At 63.7% G+C, this 16,884-nt stretch carries 12 protein-coding genes; 8 read left to right on the top strand and 4 right to left on the bottom strand.

Going from position 1 to position 16,884, the window contains the following annotated elements:
- The first annotated feature begins 297 nt into the window (after nucleotides 1-297).
- From AADJ04_RS10185 to AADJ04_RS10210, 6 genes are all read left to right on the top strand, one after another.
- Entirely contained in the window at nucleotides 298-3,663 is a 3,366-nt protein-coding gene (locus AADJ04_RS10185) for a PAS domain-containing protein (protein ID WP_341239545.1), read from the top strand.
- 165 nt (nucleotides 3,664-3,828) lie between these two features.
- On the top strand, nucleotides 3,829-4,833 hold the full coding sequence (locus AADJ04_RS10190; protein WP_341239546.1) for a tripartite tricarboxylate transporter substrate binding protein: 1,005 nt from the start codon (nucleotides 3,829-3,831) through the stop codon (nucleotides 4,831-4,833).
- A 115-nt stretch (nucleotides 4,834-4,948) separates the two neighbouring features.
- Nucleotides 4,949-5,614: a response regulator gene (locus AADJ04_RS10195; protein WP_066690211.1), complete on the top strand. Its 666-nt coding sequence runs from the start codon at nucleotides 4,949-4,951 to the stop codon at nucleotides 5,612-5,614.
- 68 nt (nucleotides 5,615-5,682) lie between these two features.
- Nucleotides 5,683-7,080: a sensor histidine kinase gene (locus tag AADJ04_RS10200; protein WP_207374772.1), complete on the top strand. Its 1,398-nt coding sequence runs from the start codon at nucleotides 5,683-5,685 to the stop codon at nucleotides 7,078-7,080.
- Between the two features lie 58 nt (nucleotides 7,081-7,138).
- Nucleotides 7,139-8,173: a tripartite tricarboxylate transporter substrate-binding protein gene (locus tag AADJ04_RS10205; protein WP_207374766.1), complete on the top strand. Its 1,035-nt coding sequence runs from the start codon at nucleotides 7,139-7,141 to the stop codon at nucleotides 8,171-8,173.
- Between the two features lie 59 nt (nucleotides 8,174-8,232).
- Complete coding sequence (locus tag AADJ04_RS10210) at nucleotides 8,233-9,267, top strand: IS630 family transposase (protein ID WP_207373071.1); 1,035 nt, start codon at nucleotides 8,233-8,235, stop codon at nucleotides 9,265-9,267.
- 55 nt (nucleotides 9,268-9,322) lie between these two features.
- On the opposite strand, the gene AADJ04_RS10215 is transcribed toward AADJ04_RS10210, so the two are convergent.
- From AADJ04_RS10215 to AADJ04_RS10230, 4 genes are all read right to left on the bottom strand, one after another.
- Nucleotides 9,323-10,648 carry a hemolysin family protein gene (locus AADJ04_RS10215; RefSeq protein ID WP_341239547.1) on the bottom strand — a complete coding sequence of 442 codons (1,326 nt, stop codon included), beginning with the start codon at nucleotides 10,646-10,648 and terminating at the stop codon, nucleotides 9,323-9,325.
- Nucleotides 10,649-10,786: 138 nt separating this feature from the next.
- Nucleotides 10,787-10,999, bottom strand: coding sequence for a DUF2788 domain-containing protein (locus tag AADJ04_RS10220; protein ID WP_044402495.1), 213 nt, complete (start codon nucleotides 10,997-10,999; stop codon nucleotides 10,787-10,789).
- Nucleotides 10,996-11,844 carry a DUF2189 domain-containing protein gene (locus tag AADJ04_RS10225; protein ID WP_312781778.1) on the bottom strand — a complete coding sequence of 283 codons (849 nt, stop codon included), beginning with the start codon at nucleotides 11,842-11,844 and terminating at the stop codon, nucleotides 10,996-10,998. The genes AADJ04_RS10220 and AADJ04_RS10225 overlap by 4 nt, the downstream gene beginning before the upstream one ends.
- 62 nt (nucleotides 11,845-11,906) lie before the next feature.
- Complete coding sequence (locus AADJ04_RS10230; protein ID WP_198847579.1) at nucleotides 11,907-12,647, bottom strand: HAD-IA family hydrolase; 741 nt, start codon at nucleotides 12,645-12,647, stop codon at nucleotides 11,907-11,909.
- 60 nt (nucleotides 12,648-12,707) lie between these two features.
- Here AADJ04_RS10230 and hemH point away from each other — a divergent pair, with 60 nt between their 5' ends.
- Together hemH and AADJ04_RS10240 are read left to right on the top strand one after the other, a co-directional pair.
- Nucleotides 12,708-13,823 carry a ferrochelatase gene (hemH, locus tag AADJ04_RS10235; RefSeq protein WP_207374770.1) on the top strand — a complete coding sequence of 372 codons (1,116 nt, stop codon included), beginning with the start codon at nucleotides 12,708-12,710 and terminating at the stop codon, nucleotides 13,821-13,823.
- 174 nt (nucleotides 13,824-13,997) lie between these two features.
- Nucleotides 13,998-16,529, top strand: coding sequence for an ATP-binding protein (locus AADJ04_RS10240; RefSeq protein WP_341239548.1), 2,532 nt, complete (start codon nucleotides 13,998-14,000; stop codon nucleotides 16,527-16,529).
- The last annotated feature ends 355 nt before the right edge of the window (nucleotides 16,530-16,884 follow it).

A 16,884-nucleotide genomic window follows, 5' to 3' on the forward strand; every position in this document is an offset into this window, starting at 1 on the left:
TCCAGCCGACCAGAGCGACCTTGATAGGCATCAAAAATCGTCGATCTGGATACCGAACGGGGCCCTCTACGGGAAAGGGTCCGACGCTTTATCAGTAACTATCTGCTACAGAACGATAAAGTCGGTATTAATGCGTTTTTTCGCCTACCCCGCAGTCTCGTCACTCCGAACGGTGTCCGCAGTTTCCCTGCCAGCCGCCTCTGCCGCCCTGTGGGCCAAGCCCGCTGGGCTTGCGACAAAGCCCTGCCAAAAACGAGCCTGCATAGCCCTCATCCGTTCACGGTCAGGATGCATCCGATGAAAAAGTTCTGGATGCACTGGAGGGTGACAGGCGCATTGACCGCGGTACTCCTTGCCTGTGGCGCGTACTGGTGGCTTTTGCTCGCGCAACAGCAAGAGCAAACGACCTTTGCGGAGGCGCAGACCGAACTCCGTGCCACGCACATTGCGCGCACCCTTGCGGCCCAGACGGAAACATTGATGGGCGGGCTGGAATACCTGGCGCGCAGTCTGGCCGTTCTGCACGAACACGACCCGCAGCACACCTTCCAGTTGGCAGCGTCCGACGCACTTGCCTCGTTCCCGCCGGGCAGTATTTTGCAAATCGCGGTGGCAGACTCCAGTGGGCGCATCGTGTATTCGTCGCTGTCACCCGACAGTGCGGCGTTGGGCACATCGATCGGAGACCGTCCCCACTTCCAGGCCCACACCTTGGAGACGGAAAAGCGCCTCTACATCAGCCGCCCCACACTGGGCCGGGTGTCGGGGCAGTGGTCGGTGCAAGTGTCTTACCCTATCAGCCAAGGCAACCGCTTTGGCTGCGTGGTGGTGCTTTCCATCAACCCGGACTACCTGTCCAATAACCTGCGCGATGTATTCACCCAGGGCAACGACGCAGCACTGCTGCTGCGTGCTGATGGGGCGTATCTCGCGCGCTCCCAGGGTCAAAAGGAGGTAATGGCCCTGAACGTACCCGCAGACCGCGAATTTATGCGCTACCCAGAGCGCACCAGTGGGCGATACCAAGTTGCCGCGCCTATTGAAGATGTGCACCGGTTCTACGCCTGGCAGCGACTCGCGCACTATCCCTTGGTCGTCAGCGTCGGGCTCAGCCGCGACCAGGCCATGGCGGGAACGCACCAATCCGTGCGCGACAGCCGCCTGCGCAATGCCGTGGGAACGCTGGCGTTTGTGCTGGCGGCGTGCTGGATTGCGCTGCTCTTCCAACGTCAAAAGCAGGACCATGCACGGCTGGAGCGCCAAAGGCAACGCTACCGACTGGCACTGGAAGGCGGCAAGCTGGGCACATGGAATTGGAGCCCGCCTGCGGGAGATTTCTTTTTTGACCGCCGCTGGGTCCGTCTGCTGGGGTTGCCAAAGGAAGCCTACCACCCCAACCATGAGCAACTCCAAGCGTTGATCCACCCTGAGGATTGGCCAGCCTGGTGTGATGCCCTCGACGCTCACGTTCGCGGGGACTCCGAATTCTTCGAGGCAGAGCCCCGGCTGCTCCACCAGGACGGCCATTGGATCTGGATGCAGGTGCGTGGACGCATCGTGCAGCGCGCAGGTCAGCCGTCTTCGCAACGCATCACCGGCACTTATATCGACGTCACGCAGCGGCACGAGATCGACGCGGCGCGCCAGGAACTGCAGCAACGCCTGGCCAAGCTGCTGGCGCAGGTTCCTGGCACGGTGTACCAATTCACGTTGCGGCCTGACGGAAGCAGTTGCTTTCCGTATGCGAGCCCCGGTATTGCCGACATCTACGGCATCACCCCAGAGCTGGCGCAGACGGATTCCCGCCAAGCATTTGCCAGTGCCCATCCTGAGGATCTTGAAGCATTGCGCTCCAGCATCCTGGAGTCAGCCCGCACGCTGGAACTGTGGAGCCACGAATGGCGCCAAGTGCTGCCCAACGGCCAAATCCGGTGGTTGGCCGGCCAGGCCAAGCCTGAGCGCGAAGCTGATGGGTCCACGTTGTGGCACGGGTACATCCACGACGTGACTGAACAACACTCCGTGATGGAAGCACTGCGCCGCAGCGAAGCGCGGCTGCGCCTGACCATGGCGGCCGTGCAGGACGGTCTGTGGGAATGGGACACCTGCACCGGCATCATCGAGATGGACAAGCGCTGCCACCAGATGCTGGGCTACGAAGTGCTTTCTCAAAAGCTGAACTTTCAAATGTGGCAAGAGCATGTGCACCCTGATGACCGCCACCGGGTGCTCACCACGCTGCAACGCCAGATTGCCCTGGGCGAGCCCTTCGACATGGAAACACGCCTGCTCACCCAGCAAGGCACATGGCGATGGATGGAAATCCGAGGGCAAGTTGCGCCGGACGACACAGAAATTGCCGGGCTGGTCATCGGCACCCAGACCGACATCACCCCCCGCAAGCAGGAAACACACCTTCGGCAAGCACTGCTCGAAAATGCCGCCGCCGCCCTCCTCATCTCCACCCCGGAGCGCATCATTGCGCTGGCCAACCACAGAGCCGTGGAGACCTTCTCGGAGGACGGCCTGCCGCTGCAAGGCAGAAGCACCAGCGTTCTGCACCGGCACGAAGCGGCTTTTACGCACTTCCTGCAGTACGTGGATGTCGTATGCGAGCAAGGTGGCGTGGAGGTGGAATACCTCATGCGCACCGCCACCGGCGCACTGCGCTGGTTCTCGATCAGAGGCACCCCCCTGGACCCGCAGCAGCCAGAGGGCGACGTGATCTGGACCTTGGTGGACACCACTGAGCGGCGCGAGACCGAAGAGGCGTTGGCCACCGCCCAGGCGCACTTGATGGAGGTGATTCGGCACTTCCCTGGAGGGGTGCTGGTACAAAACCAGGTAGGCAACGCGGTGGTGCTGAACCAAGCCCTGTGCGACCTTTTTGGCGTCAGCACGCCCTCAGAAGAGCTGGTGGGTTGCGATCGAACCAAGTTGCGTGCCATGGTTCCGTCCGAGGTTTTGGATGCGCTGCCCCCCACAGAGCAGCTGTACACCATGGGTAACAACGCGACTTACGAAGTGGCACTGGCACAAGGCACCACCGTGCGGATCGACATGGTGCAGATACGCACCGCCCGAGGCGATGACCTGGGCAGGTTGTGGCTGGCGCAAGACATCACCGAGCGCCGCCGCCGCGAGCGTACGCTGGAGCGGCTGGCCACCACCGACACCCTGACGGGCCTGACCAACCGGCGCGCTTTCATGGCCCGCCTCGAAGCCGAGATCACCCATATTGCCCACGGCGCTCCTCCCGCGGCCTTCCTGATGCTGGACCTGGACCACTTCAAGCGCGTCAACGACACCTGGGGACACGCCACGGGCGACAAGGTCTTGGTTCATCTGGCCAACTTGTTGCGCGGGAATCTGCTGCGCAAGGAAGACATGGCGGGACGGCTGGGAGGCGAGGAGTTTGCGGTGGTGTTGCCCAACACCACGGTGGAGCAAGGCCACGCCATCGCCGAGCGTCTGCGCATCGCTTTGGAGCAAAGCACCATCGCAAGCGATGACGGCCAGACCATCCGAGTCACCATGAGCGTGGGCTTGTGTCCGGTCTTGCCAGACTCGGCATCGACCTTGGCCAGTTCCGACGCGGCGCTCTACCAAGCCAAGAACACCGGACGCAACCGGGTCGTGCGGGCAGGCACCCCAGAGGCCTGACCGCGCACTGTGAAGACCTGGGCTGCTGCGTAGCAAGGGCAACAAATATAAGCCTGTGTCAGTGCGACCACGCCACACTGACAGCATTCCGAAAGCTGCCACTCGGCACGATGCTTCAAGGCACCCATGCCTATGAATCATTGACCAGAACGAGGAGACATCGCCATGTTTGAACTTCCCCCTACCTTCAACCCAGCACGCCGCCACCTGCTCGGTGCAGGTTCAGCGCTGGCCCTGGGCGGGCTTTTGCCTGCGGGCGCAGCGGCCCAGGCCGCCTGGCCCAGCAAATCGGTGCGTTTTGTGGTGCCGTTTGCACCGGGGGGCAGCTCAGAAATCGTGGCGCGCTCCACGGCCGCCGAACTGTCCAAGACCCTGGGTCAAAGCGTTTTTGTGGACAACAAGCCAGGGGCCGCTGGCAACATCGCGATGTCGGAAGTGGCACGCGCCGAAGACCAGCACACCTTGATCCTGGGGCACATCGGCACGCTGGCGGTCAATCCCTTCATCTTCGACAAGCTGCCCTACGATGCCAACAAGGACTTCAAGCCCGTGAGCCTGTTGGCCAAGGTGCCCAGCCTGTATGTGGTGCACCCCGATGTGCCGGTCAAGAACCTCAAGGAATTCATCGCCTACGCCAAGAAAAGCCCCGGCAGGTTCAGCTACGGCTCGGCCGGCAATGGCAGCGCGGGGCACCTGGCGTTTGAATACCTCAAGATGACTGCCGACCTGTTCCTGTTGCACGTGCCCTACCGTGGCACCGGCCCCATGATGACCGACCTGCTCTCGGGCCGCCTTGAGGCCTCAGCCGTGGGTGCAGCCGCGATGCTGCCTTTCATCAAGTCGGGCAAGGTGCGCTGCATTGCCACCGGCTCGGCCAAGCGCCTGCCGCAATTGCCCGACGTGCCCACCGTGGCCGAGCAAGGCTTTCCGGGCTTTGAAATGACCCAGTGGTACGGCATGCTCGCCCCGGCGAACATGCCTGCAGCCAACCTCGAAAAGCTCTCGGTCGAAACCATGAAGGCCGTCAAAGCCCCCGCCTCGCTCGAACGGCTCAACGCCGACGCAGCCGAAGCCATTGGCGGTACGCCTGCGCACTTTGCCCAGTTCATCGCCGCAGAGCAGGAACGCTGGAAGAAGGTATTGCTGCGCGCCAAGGTCAAGCCCGACTGAGCACTCCACAGACTGCCCCTATCCATCATTCAGGCCTGAACCGCAGGCTTGAATGGCTGTGGACGTTGCCGAGCCTACCCTCAGGCCGTCTATCCCGCATTAGCATCGCCCCATCATGCGCATCCTTTTGGCAGAAGACGAACACAGCCTGGGAACCTGGCTCAGCCGGGCGCTGGAGCACGCCGGCATCCAGGTCGAATGGGTCAGCGACGGACTGATGGCCGATCGGGCCCTGCAACATGCCGACCACGACGCCTTGGTGCTGGACTTGGGCCTGCCGGGGCTGGACGGCCATGGCGTGTTGCAACGGCTGCGCGAACGCGACCAACGCCTTCCCGCGCTGATTCTGACGGCGCGTGATTCGCTGGACGAGCGGGTGCGCCTACTCAACGCCGGCGCAGACGACTTTCTGGCCAAACCTTTCGAGCTGGCGGAGCTGGAGGCACGCCTGCACGCCCTGGTGCGACGCGCACGGGGCAACGAACACCCCCGGCTGGCCTGCGGCTCGCTGGTTTATGACGGCCAGCGCAAGCAGTTCACACTGCAAGGCGCGCCACTGGCCTTGTCCCCGCGCGAACTGGCAGTGCTGCGGGTGCTGGTGCAACGCAGCGGCGAGCCCTTTTCCAAACAGCAAATACTGGATCGGGTGTTCTCTGACGACGAAGACGTTCACCCGGAAGCCGTGGAAGTGTTTGTGCACCGGTTGCGCAAACGGCTGGAAGGCAGCGACGTACGCATCACCACCCTGCGCGGGCTGGGCTACGCACTGGAGTGCAATTGATAGCGCTGTGGCGCAGCACATGGCCATCCGCGCTCTCCGGCCTGCGCCTGTGGCAGCGCCTGGCCATCATGCTGCTGCCCCTGCTGGTGCTGGTAACGGCGCTGGAACTCTGGATGACACGGCACGATGCGCTGGAGGCAGCCAACGCGGCGTATGACCGCTCGCTGGTGGGGGCGCTCAAGGCCATCGACGCGGGCATCTCCACCGCATCGGGCGGGCTCACAGCCGAGCTGCCCTACAGCATGCTGGAGTTCTTTGAGCTGACAGCCAGCGGATCGGTGTACTTCCGGGTAGCTACGTCCGATGCTTTGGTAGAGCTGGGCAATGCCGATCTGCCCTTACCGCCCCGCCCACTGGAGCCAGGTGTTCCGCGTTTTTACGACGCCCAGTATTTTGGAGAGTCCTTGCGCCTGGTGGCTTACCAGCGCCCCATTTCGGCAGATGCGAGTCTGAACGGAACCAGCCCCGGGCAGCCGAATACCAGCGTCATCGTGCAAGTGGGTGAAAGCACCCAGTCGCGCCGCGAGTTCACTCTGCGCTTTGTGCGCCGCGCAGCCCTGCGGGATGGAATGATCCTGGTGCTGATGGTGCTGGGTGCTGCCGGAACCCTGGCGCTGGCCTTGCGCCCGCTGGCACGTTTGGCGCAAGGCGTGCAAGACCGCAGCCCGGAAGATATGACGCCTATCCCGCCACAGGATCTGCCCGCAGACATCCGCCCCCTGGTGTCTGCCGTCAACCAGCACATGGCGCGCAACCAGGCGCTCATCACGCAGCAAAGAGAATTTCTGGACGACGCATCGCACCAGTTGCGCACCCACCTGACCACTTTGCAGATGCAGGTGGACTATGCACGGCGAGAGCCGAACAGCGGCCTGGTGCAGCAGACACTGCAAGCCCTGGGAACCGAAATTTCCCGCGCCACCCGCAGCACGCAGCAATTGCTAGCCCTGGGGCGCAGCGACACAGCCGCCCTGGATTTCGCGCCCCTGGACTTGTCCAGCCTGCTGCGCACGGTCGCTCTCGAACTGCTACCCCAGGCACGCGCCAAGCAGATCGACTTTGGCATTCAGCCGCCTGCCCCGTCGCATGCCATGGCCGTTGCCGATGCCCACCTGATGCACGAAGCGCTGACCAATCTGGCAGCCAACGCCATTGCCTACACCCCATCAGGGGGCACTGTCACGCTGGCAGCAGCCGGGGACGAGCTGGGCTGGAGCCTGAGCGTGGAAGACAACGGCCCCGGACTGACCGAGCAGGAACATGCCACCCTGGGCCAGCGTTTCAAACGCGGGCCGCAGGCGAAGACGGCTGGCTCGGGCCTGGGGTTGTCAATTGCGCGGTCCATCGCACAACGGCATGGGGGCTCGTTACGCCTGCAAAACCGGGAAAGTGGCCAAGGTCTGTTGGCCCTGGTGTGGTGGCCCAAGCCCACCGCCCACCAGGGTGGTACAGCCGGGCCCACATAATCCCCGACGCAGCAGCATCCTCCGCGAGCCAGCTACTGTAAACCTTGCATCCAGCACTATGCCAAGCCCTTCGGAATCCGCTGTTCTGCCCCGCCGCGTTGCACTGCACGCAGCTGCGCTGGCGCTGACTCCGCGCTGGGTGTGGGGGCAAGATGCCACCGCAAAGGATTTGGCTGGTAGCGAATGCATCGCACCCTCCAAGCCGGGCGGTGGTTTTGATCTGACCTGCACCTTGGCCTCCCAGGCCATCGCCAAGGTGCGCCCCGCCTTTGCGCCACTGCGCACCCGCTACCTGCCAGGCGGCATTGGCGCCGTGGCTTTTGACCGGGCAGCCACGAGTCGGCTGGATTCTCGCCACGCTCTGGTGGCCTTCTCCAGCGGCTCGCTACTGAATATTGCCCAAGGCCGTTTTGGACCGCACCGGTTGGACGCAGTGCGCTGGGTGGCCACGCTGGGCACTGACTACGGCGTGGTGGCCGTACACCCACAAAGCCCCTTTCAAACGCTCACGCAACTGATGCAGGCGCTGCGCGACAGCAATCAGCGGATGGTGTTTGGGGCCGGCGGCACGCTGGGCAGCCAGGATTGGATGAAAGCCGCGCTGCTGGTGCGCCATGCTGGCAGAGACCCCCGCCACATGCGCTTCGTATCTTTTGAAGGGGGCGGTGAGGCCATCAAGGCGCTGGTAGGCGGGCACATCAACGTCTTTACCGGAGACGCCGCCGAGGCCATGAAGGCACAGGCCCATGGCGCGAAATTTCGGCTGCTGGCGGTGCTTTCCCCCGCCCGACTGCCTGGCGCACTGAGCCAGGTGCCCACCGCCACAGAGCAAGCCACGCATCTGGTATGGCCCACCGTGCGGGGCGTCTACATGGCCATGGGTACGCCACCCGCGCTGGTGTCGGCCTGGACGGCAGCCTTCGCGCAGGCCCATGCAGACCCCGGCTATGCGGCACTGTGCCAAATGCATGGATTGACGCCGCACCGCCTGACCGGTGCCGCCTTGGATACCTACGTGCAAGCCAGTGTGGAGGAATACCGCCAGCTCGCGCGGGAGCTGGGTTTGCGGCTCTGGAAAACAGGCACAGCCTGAATTATTGATCCGGCCTTAATTAATTTGAACTTTTAGAGTCTGTCATCATCAGTTCAGTGATGAACGCAACAGACATGAGAAGTTTGCCAAGACCAGCGCGCCACGAGCGTCGTGTACAGGTCATCCGACTACGCAAAGCGGGCCATACGCTTGAGGAGATCGCTCAGCTGACAGGGTTGAGCAAGACCGGTGTATTCAACATTTGCAAGCGCCATGAACAGCACGGTGCGGATGCGCTGCAAGATGCCCCGGGCGGACGCCAATTGGGCGACAAGCGGCTGCTCAGCGCCGAGCAAGAGGCACGGGTTCAGAAGTTGATCATGGACAAGACGCCCGATCAGCTCAAGATGCCTTATGCACTGTGGACACGGCAGGCTGTGGCGCAGTTGATCGAGCAGCACTTTGGCGTCAAGCTGCAAGTGCGCACCATGGGAAAGTATCTGGCCCGCTGGGGCTTCACCCCGCAAAAGCCCATGAAGAAGGCCTACGAACAATCGCCCGCTGCAGTCAAGAAGTGGCACGAAGAGGATTACCCCATCATTGCGGCACGGGCCAAGGCCGAGGGGGCCGAGATCCATTGGGGAGACGAAAGCGGCTTGCGCAGTGACGATGTACGCGGTCGCGGCTTTGCCCCCAAGGGCCAGACGCCGGTGATCCGGGTCAACAACAAGCGCCACGGCCTGTCGGTGATCTCCACCGTCACCAACAAGGGCCAGATGCGCTGGCGCATCTTTGAAGGCGCGATCAACACCAAGATCCTGATCGACTTCCTGCGCAGGCTGATCAAGGGCGCCACCAAGAAGGTGTTTCTGATCCTGGACAACCTGCGGGTGCACCACGCCAAGCCTGTGAAGGCCTGGCTGGCCGAGCATGTCGATGCGATTGAGGTGTTCTATTTGCCAAGCTATAGCCCGGAACTGAACCCCGATGAAATGGCCAACGCTGACATCAAGCAGGCGGTCACGAAACTGGCACCTGCACGCACCAAGCTGCAGTTGGTCAAGGCGACTGCACGCCATCTACGCAGTGTGCAGCGTCAGCCCGAGAGGATCCGCAAGTACTTCCAGCATGAGCCGGTTCGCTATGCCGCTTGATTCAACTTCATTGATGCCGGATCAATAGCTGGCCGCTTGGCAGCCAAGCCCGCGCTCAGCCGCCCGCTTCCTGCGCTTTAGCCGCTGAGTCTTCCGGGCTGGGGAGGCGGGTTGCCAGCACCTTGTCGATGGTCTTGCCATCCATGTCCACCACTTCCAGCTTCCAGTTCTCCCACTGCACGGTGTCCGTAACTTTGGGCAGACGGCCGGTGAGCAGCATGACCATGCCGCTGAGGGTGTGGTAGCGACCGCGCTCTTCCTCTGGCACGGAGTTGAGGTTGAGGCGATCCTTGAGTTCGGGCACGGGAATGTGCCCATCCAGCAGCCAGCTGCCATCTTCCCGCTGCAGAGCCCAGGAGGTCTCTGGATCGCGGGGCTGGAACTCGCCGGTGATGGCCTCGATCAGGTCTTGCAGCGTGACGATGCCCTGCACTTCGCCGTACTCGTCGATGACAAAGGCCATGTGCACGTCCGACAGCCGGAAGTTGTCCAGCAGCTCCATGCCCGTGATGGTCTCAGGCACATACAGTGCGGTCTGCAAGGGCTGGTCTTCCAGCGTGTGCTTGGGGTCGCGCAGCGCGCGCGACAACCATTGGCGGGCATTGAGCACGCCTTTCAGGTGATCCATGCCACCGCGCACCACCGGGAAGCGGGCGTGGTCAGATTCTTCGATGCGGCGCAGGTTCTCTTCAAAAGGCGCATCCAGGTCCAGACACACCACATCGCCACGGGGCACCATGAGGGAGCCGATCTGGCGATCATCGAGCCGGAACACGTTGCGCACCATGGTGTGCTCGTGCGACTCGATCACCCCGGCCGTCGTGCCTTCGACCAGCATGGCGTGGATTTCTTCTTCCGTCACCGGGCTGCCGCTGGTCTCTTTCACGCCCAGCAAGCGCAGCAGCGTGCGGGTGGAGCCCGACAGCAGCAGCACAAACGGCTTGGTCGCAACCGCCAGCAGATTGATGGGGCGCGCCACCAACCGGGCGAATGTCTCGGGATGAGACTGCCCGATGCGTTTGGGCACCAACTCGCCCACCACGATAGAGAAGTAGGTGATGAGCACCACCACCAAACCGGTGGAGGCATACCCTGCGTAAGGCGATGGAACCCCCACCACGGTCAGCCACTCGGCCAGAGGCGCAGCCAAAGCCGCCTCACCCACGATACCGTTCAGCACACCGATGGAGGTGATACCGATCTGGATCGTGGACAGGAATCGCGTGGGGTCTTCACCCAGCTTGACGGCGGCGGCAGCGCCGTTGTCGCCCTCATCAATCAACTTCTGCAGCCGCGCCTTGCGCGCAGTCACCAGCGCGATTTCCGACATGGCAAATACGCCGTTGAGGCAGATGAGAGCGAACAGTATTGCTATTTCCATATGAAGGGCGCCGAACGCGCCCTGTGTACCAAGAAGCTGTGGATTGTAAGAAACTCTGTCAGATCACTCATGACGGGTACATGGCAATCGGCCAAAGACACCCGGCGCAGCGAATGAAGAAGGGGCGATGGGCGCGTGTCAGCGCTCCAGCCACCACTGGATGACCACCTTGGCCAGAAAGCCCAGGAAACCCACCCCCAGACCCAGAAACAGTACGAAGGTGCCAAAGCGACCCGCCTTGGACTCCCACGCAAGCTGCCCAATGATGAACAGCATGTAGAGGATGAAAGCCCCCACGCCATAGGTGAGGAAGAAGCCCGAAATCTGCGCCTCGGTAAAACCAAAAATCACGATGACACCCCACTGCGTTGCCCCGTGGCCACTGCCGCATCGCGCAGCGGCAGGCTGGATGCATCCACCAGGTCACGATAGGCGTGCCAGCTGGCGTGGCCCAGCATCGGCATCACAAAAATCAGCCCCAGCAGCAAGGAGCCCAGCCCCAGCAAGGTGAAGCCCAGAATCAAGGCTGCCCAAAACGCCATGGGCAGCGGGTTGGCCACCACCACTTGCCAGCTGGTGAGCACCGCCACCCGCAATGAAGCGCGCCGGTCCAACAGCAGCGGCATGGCAATCACGCTCGACGCAAAGATCGGCGCCGCCAGCAGGCTGCCCAAGGCCAGCCACAGCTCAAACAGCCAGCCGTTGTTGGCCAGCACCACATGGCGCATGAAGTCCATGGGCGTCTCTACAGGCACCGGTGCCAGCAAGGTAATGAAAGCGGCAGAAGTAATCACCCAGCCCGTGGCCGCCAGCGCCAGCAGCGCGCCAAACTGCACCATGCACCAATAGTCGTTGCCCCACTTGTTGAGGTGGCTGTTTTGCCAGTTCAACCAGGTCTTGAGCACTACCCCCAGATTGGCCTCCTGGCGCTGCTCCAGCGCCCGGCTGAGGGCATACAGGCTCGTGGCCAGCACGGGCGCCACCACCAAAAAGCCGGACAAAGCCCCCGCCAGCAGCCAGAAGCGGTGGTGTGCCACCGCCAGAATGGCGCCGCCAAAGGCAGTGATCGCCAGGCCGTGCGCAAAGCTGATCCAGCCCGAGCGGGCCATGTCACGCCACGCAAGCACCAACCAGGTCATGGGCTGCATGAGTCCGACGGTGCGTACCTGCGGCAGGGGAATCGGCGTTTTCGGCATGGGCGTCTCGGGCTAGGGTCAATCAATCAGCGTTCAAACAATGGACAGCGCAAGCCATACCTTCAGCCCAGCAGGCGGCAAAGGTGCGTAAGGCTTGCCACCGTGGCATGGGGTCGCTCAGGGTGCGGCCAGTCGTGCCCGGCGGTGTTCAGCCACACGGCTTGCATACCAGCCGCCAGCGCGCCCTGGGCGTCCGCTGTGGCGTCGTCGCCCACATGCAGCACTTCGTGGGGCTGCACCTGGGCTGCCTGGGCCGCTGCATGAAAAATTCTTACATCGGGCTTGGGCACACCAAAATCCTTGGCGCTGATGCTGGCCTTGAAATAGTGGCCAATCCCTACGCGGTGCACATCGGCGTTGCCGTTGGACACGGCCACCACCGGGTAACGGGCCGACAGAAACGCCAGCGTGTCGTGCGCATCGTCAAACAGCTCCACCCGCTGGCGCTGGTCAAAAAACACATCAAATGCAGGTTCGGCCAGGGCGGGTTCGTCGCCCGCTTGCTGCAGCGCCAGGCGAATCGACTCCAGCCGCAGCGCGCTCAAGTCGTGCACCAGATCGGGCCGCAAGGCCACCATCTGGTTGCGTATGGCGCGCAGCGCCTCGGTGTTGGCAAACAGCCTGGCAGTGGCCGGTGCGTGCAAGGTCAGCCAGTGCAGCAGCACTTGTTCGGCCTTGGCAATGGTGGGCCAGATGGGCCACAGGGTGTCGTCCAGATCAATGGAGATCGCGCGCACGCGGCCCACGTCCAGAGCCAAGGCGGCCTCGGCAAGCTGGGGTGCATCGGGGGTGGAAGCAGGCATAGGGGCCAGAGAATACTCCACCACGCCAACGGCTCCCGCCGCATTTGCCACAATCAGCGCATGCGCTCACCCTTCCATCCAGAACCCCCCTACACCCACGGCCAACCCGAGCGCACCGCCGTGCTGCTGTGCAACCTGGGCACGCCCGACGAAGCCACAGCGCCCGCGCTGCGGCGCTACCTTGGCCAGTTCCTGTCAGACCACCGCGTGGTCGAGATCCCCAAGCCCCTGTGGATGCTGATCCTGCACGGCATCATTTTGCGGGTGCGGCCGGCCAAATCTGCCGCCAAATACGCCAGCGTCTGGACGCCGGAAGGCTCGCCCCTGGCGGTGTGGACGGCCAAGCAGGCCACCTTGCTGCGCGGCTGGCTGGGCGAAGCCGGGCACAACGTGCTGGTGCGCCACGCCATGCGCTATGGCAACCCCTCCATCGCCAGCCAGCTCGATGCGCTGAAGGCCGAAGGCGCCACGCGCATTCTGATTTTGCCGCTGTACCCGCAATACTCCGGCACCACCACCGCCAGCGTGTTTGACGCCGTCTACACCTGGGCGGCCAGCACCCGCAACGTGCCCGAGCTGCGCTTTGTGAACCACTACCACGACGACGCCGGCTACATCGAAGCGCTGGCGCGCACGGTGGAGTCGCACTGGAAAGAGAACGGCCAGCCAGACCAACTGGTGATGAGTTTTCACGGCGTGCCCGAGCGCACCCTGCACCTGGGCGACCCCTACCACTGCGAAGCCCGCAAAACCGGCCGCCTGCTGGCCGAGCGCCTGGGTCTGCGGGAAGACCGCTACCAGATCACCTTCCAGTCGCGCTTTGGCAAGGCCAAGTGGCTGGAGCCCTACACCCAGCCCACCATCGAAGCCCTGGCCCAAAAAGGCACGCGCCGTGTCGATGTGATCTGCCCCGGCTTTACCAGCGACTGCCTGGAAACGCTGGAAGAAATCAACATGGAAGTGCGTGAAGCCTTCCTGCACCACGGTGGCAAAGAGTTCCACTACATCCCTTGCCTGAACGACACCCACCCGTGGATTGGCGCCCTGAGCCGAATCACCCAGCAGCACCTGCAAGGCTGGCCCACCACCGTGGCCGGGGCTGACGCGCAGGAAGACGCTCGCAAGCACGCGCTGGCCGGCGGTGCGCCCCAAGGGCGGTGCCCGGTGGCACACTGATTGGCAATGTGTGCCAGCAACTGCACCACGCCACGTTAGGTGTGCAGCTGCGTTCAATGCCATTTGCTACTATTTTTATAGCTTGCTGCGCTTATCCATCAAGCGCTGCAGGCACTTTTCATTGATAACAACCTGCACCCAGCGGCAAACGCTGGAAGGTTTTTGCACCCAGCCATGCCCGCCAACGCCCTCTCCGCCTCGCAACTGCGCCTGACCATCGACCCCACCTCGCTCGGTTTTGCCAGCACCGCCGAGTTGCAAGATTTGCCCCTGCCATGGATCGGGCAAGAACGCGCGCAGGCTGCCGCACAGTTCGGGCTGCAGATGAACCAGCCCGACTACCACCTCTTTGTGCTGGGCGAAGTGGGCAGCGGGAGGACATCCCTCATGCGCCAGGCCATGCAGACGGCCGCAGCCCTGCGGCCGGTGCCGCCAGACCTGTGCTACTTGCACAACTTTGAGGCCCCCGAGCGCCCCCGCGCCCTGCGCCTGCCCGCAGGCCAGGGCCGTGTGTTGCGCCGGGCCATGGCAGAGCTGGCCAAGGCCCTGCAAACCGATATTCCGCGCCACCTGAGCAGCCCTGACTTCCGCGCCCAGGCCCGCGCCATTGAGCAAACCTACGAAGCGCAAGAAGCCAAGGCATTTGCCGTGCTGGAGGCCTTTGCCCAGGCCCGGCAGTTCCGGCTGCAGCGCTCTGACGAAGACGGCGGGCACATGGTGTTCACCCTCACAGGCGCCAGCGGCCAGCCCCTGACCGAAGCCGAAGCCCGCGCCCTGCCCCCCGAGCAACGCGCCCGCATCGACGAAGCCGAACAAGCCCTGCGCGCCGAAATCATCGCGTTTGCGCAAACCTTGCGCCCGCTGGAACGCGTGCGTGACGACGCCCTGAATGACCTGCGCAAGCGCACCGTGCGCCCCCTGGTGCAGCAAGCCCTGGCCACCGTGCGCAGCACCGTGCCCGAACAACCCGAGGTGCTGCAAACCTGGCTGCAGCAAGTGGAACGCGAACTGCTGCAGCACCTGCACTGGTTTGAACTGGCGGAGCCCCCCAAAGACAGCCCCGGTGACACCAGTACCGACAAAAGCAGCAACCCGGCCAGCACGCCCAGCGATGACGAAGACGACGGCGATGCCCATGACGCCCTGAACCGGCTGCTGCACCTGTGCCAGGTGCATGTGGCGGTAGACCACCACGGTCAAACCAGTGCGCCCGTCATCGTGGAAGACAACCCGCAGCACCGCACGCTGTTTGGCAACATCGAACCGCACAGCGATGGCGACACGCCCCACGCCGACTTCACCGGCATTCGCGCTGGCAGCCTGTTGCGTGCGCACGGCGGCTTCTTGCTGCTGCACCTGCACGACCTGGTCAGCGAAGAAGGCCTGTGGGCGCGCTTGCGCCGCTTTTTGCGCTGCAGCCGCCTGCACATTGACGAATCCGGCAGCAGCGGCAGTGGCTCTGCCCCCGTGGCCCTGCAACCCGAAGCCGTGACGGTGGATGTGAAGATCGTGCTGATCGGCTCGGTGGACGAGTACTACGCCTTGCAGGAAACCGACCCCGACACCGCCCGGCGCTTTCGCGCCAAGGTGGACTTTGTGGAACGCTTTGCCGCCAGCCCTGCCACCCGCATTGCCAGCGCCATCTTTGTGGCCCACAGCTGCAAACGCCGGGGCCTGCCCCACTTTGGCGCGCCCGCCGTAGCCCTGCTGCTGGAGCAAGCCCACCGCGAGGCCGACGACCAGGGCCGCCAAAGTGCCCAGTTCGCACTGATCGAAGCCCTGCTGATGGAAGCCGCCGCGCTGTGCCAGGCCCGGGGTGGCACGCTGGTGGAGCCAGCCGATGTGCGCGCCGCGCAGCAGGCCCGCATGCTGCGCCACAACTACCCTGAGGAGCAGCTGCACGAATCCATCGTGGAGGGGGAACGCCTCATCACCCTCACCGGCAGCGTCACCGGGCAGATCAATGCCCTCACGCAGATCGACCTGGGCGACTACCGCTTTGGCTTTCCGGTGCGCATCACCGCGCGCACGTTTGCCGGGCAGGAAGGCCTGCTCAACATCGAGCGCGAAGTGGACATGTCCGGCCCCATCCACGACAAGGGCGTGCTGATATTGCACAGCTACCTCACCGCGCTGTTCAGCCATGTGGCACCGCTGGCGCTCAACGCGTCCATCGTGTTCGAGCAGGAATACAGCGGCATCGAAGGTGATTCGGCCTCGTGCGCAGAGCTGTACGCACTGCTGTCCAGCCTGTCGGGCCTGCCGCTGCGCCAGGGCATCGCGGTGACCGGCGCATTGAACCAGCACGGCGAGGTGCTGCCCGTGGGCGGTATCAACGAAAAAATCGAAGGCTGGTTCCGCGCCTGCGCAACGGCGGGGCTGGACGGCACCCACGGCGTGCTGATCCCCGCCCGCAACCAACGCCACTTGATGCTGGACCGCAGCGTGCTGGACGCGGTAGAGCGCGGGCTGTTCCACGTCTACACCATGGGGCACGTGAGCGAAGGCATTGCGCTGCTGACGGGTGAGGCCTCAGGCATGAGCCCGGCGGAGTTGCTGCAGGCCCAGGCGGATGACCTGGCCGGAGGCGCGGCCACGGTGGAAGACACGGTGATGCAGCGGGCGGAGATGACGCTGCGGGCGTATCGGAGGGCCTGCCAGGTGGCGGGGGCAGCGCGGAGGGGGCGCGCCGTTCGGGGACGCTAGCTCGCTCAGTGCGCCGAAGACTAAAGGCGCTGGGGTCCGGCACCCGCGCTCGACCGCCCTGGGCCGAGGGTGTGACTACCGGCAACGGCGGTGCGATTTTCTTGAACAGCGCGGCGCTGAGCTCATTGTTCTTGTAACGCGCCATGCAGCGTCAAACGCCGATCAGGTGTTTGACGGTGACATGGTTTTGTTAGCGGCTATGAACGCCAGACTGAGTCATTCGCCACGAGCAGCCTGTCCACATGCCTTGATCCCCACCGGTCAATCGAGGGGTAGCGCCGCGCAGGGCCGTGTGACGCCTATCCTGCAGCGTGACCTGATGGGGTCAAGGCCGGGTTGTCATGCAGGCAGTTTG

Source organism: uncultured Acidovorax sp. (assembly GCF_964021665.1).
GTDB classification, from domain to species: Bacteria; Pseudomonadota; Gammaproteobacteria; order Burkholderiales; family Burkholderiaceae_C; genus Acidovorax; species Acidovorax temperans.

Excerpts from the sequence above, each read along its gene's own strand:
- AADJ04_RS10185 (WP_341239545.1), top strand. The coding sequence starts at position 298 with ATGAAAAAGTTCTGGATGCACTGGAGGGTGACAGGCGCATTGACCGCG.
- AADJ04_RS10190 (WP_341239546.1), top strand. The coding sequence starts at position 3,829 with ATGTTTGAACTTCCCCCTACCTTCAACCCAGCACGCCGCCACCTGCTC.
- AADJ04_RS10195 (WP_066690211.1), top strand. The coding sequence starts at position 4,949 with ATGCGCATCCTTTTGGCAGAAGACGAACACAGCCTGGGAACCTGGCTC.
- AADJ04_RS10200 (WP_207374772.1), top strand. The coding sequence starts at position 5,683 with ATGCTGCTGCCCCTGCTGGTGCTGGTAACGGCGCTGGAACTCTGGATG.
- AADJ04_RS10205 (WP_207374766.1), top strand. The coding sequence starts at position 7,139 with ATGCCAAGCCCTTCGGAATCCGCTGTTCTGCCCCGCCGCGTTGCACTG.
- AADJ04_RS10210 (WP_207373071.1), top strand. The coding sequence starts at position 8,233 with ATGAACGCAACAGACATGAGAAGTTTGCCAAGACCAGCGCGCCACGAG.
- AADJ04_RS10215 (WP_341239547.1), bottom strand. The coding sequence starts at position 10,648 with ATGGAAATAGCAATACTGTTCGCTCTCATCTGCCTCAACGGCGTATTT.
- AADJ04_RS10225 (WP_312781778.1), bottom strand. The coding sequence starts at position 11,844 with ATGCCGAAAACGCCGATTCCCCTGCCGCAGGTACGCACCGTCGGACTC.
- AADJ04_RS10230 (WP_198847579.1), bottom strand. The coding sequence starts at position 12,647 with ATGCCTGCTTCCACCCCCGATGCACCCCAGCTTGCCGAGGCCGCCTTG.
- hemH (WP_207374770.1), top strand. The coding sequence starts at position 12,708 with ATGCGCTCACCCTTCCATCCAGAACCCCCCTACACCCACGGCCAACCC.
- AADJ04_RS10240 (WP_341239548.1), top strand. The coding sequence starts at position 13,998 with ATGCCCGCCAACGCCCTCTCCGCCTCGCAACTGCGCCTGACCATCGAC.